The 4,013-nt window shown below is 64.5% G+C and carries 3 protein-coding genes; all 3 read right to left on the reverse strand.

Going from position 1 to position 4,013, the window contains the following annotated elements; genetic code table 11:
• Positions 1-1,574, reverse strand: a 1,574-nt coding sequence (locus VH88_RS14345; RefSeq protein ID WP_231576702.1) for an ABC transporter permease, incomplete at its 3' end; no start/stop codon positions are given.
• Positions 1,575-1,681: 107 nt separating this feature from the next.
• The gene (locus VH88_RS14350; protein WP_231576703.1) at positions 1,682-2,743 is read right to left on the reverse strand and encodes an HlyD family secretion protein; all 1,062 of its coding nucleotides are present in this window, start codon (positions 2,741-2,743) and stop codon (positions 1,682-1,684) included.
• The coding region (locus tag VH88_RS14355) for a TolC family protein (RefSeq protein ID WP_045811852.1) at positions 2,740-4,013 on the reverse strand (1,274 nt) is incomplete at its 5' end. The genes VH88_RS14355 and VH88_RS14350, both read right to left, overlap by 4 nt.

Below are 4,013 nucleotides of genomic sequence, written 5' to 3' on the forward strand. Positions count from 1 at the left end.
AGGGAAACCTGCTTCAGGGTCGGCGCCAATCTGACGGCGCGGGCGATATCAGGCAGCCCTTTCAACTGCGCCTCGGCGACCTGCGCTGTTGCGGCGGCGACGGCTCTGCCGACAGCCGTGACACGAACCAGATAGCCGCCGTTCAGCCAGATGGCCACGCCCGTCGGCGCCCCCCTCAACAGATCGGCCTCAAAACGCTGAGGCAGGACGACGACCCCGTCGACCACGCCGCGCCGCATCAGTTCAAAGCCCTCAGCAGGGGATGAAATCACGGCGGCGACCTCAATCTCGCGCGACGCATTCAGGTCTTCGACAAGAGTGCGCGTCAGCGTTGTCTGCGTCGGTGTCGCTATGGCGATGGGCAGTCCCGTCGCGGCCTGTCCGGCATAGGCGGCCGGATAGTAAAAGGCGTAAAGGACGACGGCCAGGATCAGCAGACTGCTGACCGGCCGCGCACGCGGCAGGTTCCGGAACGTCGCGGCGAAGGCGGCGATAACGCCCTGTTGCGGGAGCGGAAAGTTCAAATTCTCCGGCTTTGGGACAAGACGCGCTCGTACTCGGATGAAAAGCGCCGAAACGATCAGACCGAGCACGGTGACGCCGCTCAGAATCATCAAGTCTCGCCATGCCGATGCGGAAGTCGCACCCGTGACCAGCTGGCCCGTCTGCAGCCGTAGATAGTGCGTATAGGGAAGGATATCGCTCCAGATCCGAGCGAAGCGCGGCCCATGGTCCAGCGGGAGAGTGCCGTTGGAAAAGGCGATAGCCGCACCCGAATAGATGGCGGTGGCCGAGAACGCCATATCCACCTCGCCAAGCGCGGCGACCAGAAAAGCCGACAAGACAACGCTCACCGCCATCAAGGCGAGCATGCCAAGGATCAGCAAAGGGAGAGAGCCTGCTACACCCCAGCCCCGGACGCCGCTGAGCCAGGCGATCCAGGCCAACCCCCACAGGCTGAAGACCACGAAGTGCGGAATGAGTCGCCCGATCAGAGCTGTTGTCGTGAAGCCGCCCGTCTCGGCCTCGAAGCGCTTGAAAGAGCCGCCCTGCATTTGCCGACCAACCGCCAACACCGCGGAACAAGCCGCCAGCAGATGAAGGACCCCCGGCGCCAGAAGTCCGCCGAGAAAAAGCTCGAAGCTGAGCTGCGGATTGCCGACGATCGACACCTGGACAGCGGAGAGTTGCAATGCGGTTTCGGGCAATCCTCTCTGGCGCGCGCGTTCTTGCAACTGCTGGCCGGCCGCTGATGCGATGGCCGCGCTCTGCCCCAAGGCCGACAAGGCGCCGACCGTCTGGAAGGCGCCATTGAACGACACGGTCACCTGTTCCGGCCGACGAAACGCCCCGTCAGAAAAATCTGCTGGAAAATGAGCGACGCTGTAAATCTCGCCACGTCGCATCAAGGCCATGGCCTCCGTCATCGTCGCCGGAGCATGGGTCACGCGAACACCGGCGCTCGCCTCCATGTTGCGAATTGCGGCGCGGCTGAAGGCCGAATTGTCTTGATCGACCACGGCGACCGGGGCCTGACGGATCACTCCAGGGGCCAGCATCGCCGCGATGACCATCAGCAGGATCAGCGGCAGGCCAAAAGCGACGAATGCGTCCCACCGTCGGGTCACCAGGACGCGCGCCTCGTCCCGAACGGCCGATACGAAGACGGCCGCGAGGCGTCTCACCGTGCGGACCAATCGAACAGCACGCTCATGCCAGGCCTCAGGCCGCTGACAGGTCGAACAGGCTTGGCCTTGACCTGAAAGCTTCGCACGTCATAGCCGCTCGACTGCCGGGTTGAGCGCCAGGTGGCGAACTCGCCCTGAGGATTGATGGCGGTGATCCGGAAGGCGACGTCAGCGAGGCCGAGTGCGGGCACGTCGCCACGCACGATCGCGCCGATTTTCAGATCGCGAAACTGATCCTCGCGCACACTGAAGGTAACCCACGGGTCGCCGATGTCCACGATTGTGAAGACTGGCACGCCCGTGAGCACGAGCTCGCCGACATTGGCGAAACGCTCCGCAACCTCGCCGTCGTTTGGCGCAAGCAGTCGTGTCTCACCCTGGAGGCTTTGGACCTCGGCGACGGCGGCCTGCGCGCCTCGCACATTGGCGTCGGCAACGGATTTTTCCTGCGGCCGTGTCCCTGCCAACGCCTTCAGGTACTGCTGACGGGCGGCTTCGGACTGCGAGGCTGTAGCAGCGCGAGCGGCCACGGCTTCGTCACGGCGTTGGGCGGAAATCACGCCTTCGGCGAACAGGTTCTCCGCCCGCCGCGCAGTCTGGTCCGCCAAACGAGCCGTCGCCTGGGCGGCGCGCCAGACGGACTCGACCGACTGCACATCCTCGCGGCGAGCGCCTTCGCGGCTCATCGACTGAATGGCCTCACTCGACTGAAGCAGGGCCCGGGCCTGAGCCTCCTTTGCTGCAACCTCCGGGCTGCTCATCAGAGCCAACTCTTGACCTGCCTTCACCTGATCGCCCTCTGAAGCCAGGAAGCGCTCCACGCGACTGGGCACCTTGGTCGCAACAGTGAAGGTCTCCGCCTCGACCATGCCCTGAACCTGATCCCTGGCAGGACGGGCCGCGAGGAAGAGGCCCACGATGATGAAGCCGATCAGCAGCACGAGGCCGACGCCCACGATCACAGGCAGAATACGTCGCCGTGCAGACGTACGACTGGCCGCGATGGTCGGCGCACCGTTTGTCGGGGCATCGGCAAAGGGAGGCGTCTCGCTCATGGCGCGCTTATCCGGTCTTCGCGTTGCAGATAGTCGTTCAAGGTCAGATCGCTTCCCGACGCCGCCAGCAAGCCGGCCAGGCTGAGATCATATTCGTAAGCTGCTGCTGCGCGTTGCAAACGCGCGGCCCCCAGAAGATTGCGGGCGTCCACGACCGAGGCGGCTGTGGCCTCGCCTTCACGGAACCCAACCTCCTGAACTCTAAGATTCTCGCTGGCGGCCTCCAGGCTGCTGTCCATGCTCAGAAACTGACGACGCGCCAACTCCGCCTGATTATAGGCTCGCGTGACCAGCAATCGGGCGTCGTCTCGGGCCTGTCGTTCCACCTCCGCAGCAGCCGAGGCCTGGGCGCGTGCGGCCCCCAGCATGCGTCGTCGATCCACTGTCGAAATCAGTGTGTAACGGGCGCCGATCCCAACCGCCCAATCCGGCTCGGTCGGCAGAGCGTCGTCTGGGTTCAGGTTGTAGGTTCCGAATGCATAGACGGACGGCTTCATTCGTGACGCCGCGAGATCGGCGCCCGCCTCGGCCAGATCGCGCCCGGCTTGAGCCTGCGCAAGGCGAGCGTTCGTCTGGCTTGCCTGGTCAAGAAACACGCCGGCTGGACCGATTGGGTCACGGTTCACGAACAGGGGCGTGGTTGGAACGACGGCGCCATTGGTGTCAACGACCCTGGCGAGGGACGCCACGGCGTTGTCGTGCTCCAGTTCGGCCCTGTTGACCTGCCGCTCAGCCGCATCGCGGGCGACTTCGACCTGAAGCGTCTGGGCGTGGCTGAGCACGCCTTGCGATTCCAACAGTCGAGCGTTGCGCAAATGCAGATCGAAGCCGTCACGGGTCTCGCGTGCGATCTTCAGCGCCTCGGCGGCCAGCACCTGGCCAAAGTACGCCCGCGCCAGATTTACGTCCTCCAGACTGACCGCTTCCTGCTGCTTCGCCTGCGCCAGATCCACATTGGCCGCCGCCGCTCGTCGTAAGGCTGGAATTGCGCCGCCGGTATAGATCGGCTGAAGCGCCGTCACCGTGGGGCGAAAGGTCGTGTCGTCGACTTGCAATCGGACGTCTTGCGGCAAGGCGGCGAAAATTTCGGGAAGCGCCGCTTCCAGCCGCTGGCCGACACTTTGCAACACGTCACCCGGCACACCGGGCAAATCCGCGATGAGCCCAGGAATGGCGGCGCCGAGCTCGGCCTGTGCGCGGTCCAGCGTGTCGCCCAGCGAGAGATCGAATGTCTTGCGATAACGGATCAACTGAGCATCGAGCGCTACGG

Source organism: Brevundimonas sp. KM4, assembly GCF_000964075.1.
Lineage (GTDB): Bacteria > Pseudomonadota > Alphaproteobacteria > Caulobacterales > Caulobacteraceae > Brevundimonas > Brevundimonas huaxiensis.

Bases quoted from the DNA above. Each gene is read 5' to 3' on its own strand.
- VH88_RS14350 (WP_231576703.1), bottom strand. From the start codon at position 2,743: ATGAGCGAGACGCCTCCCTTTGCCGATGCCCCGACAAACGGTGCGCCG.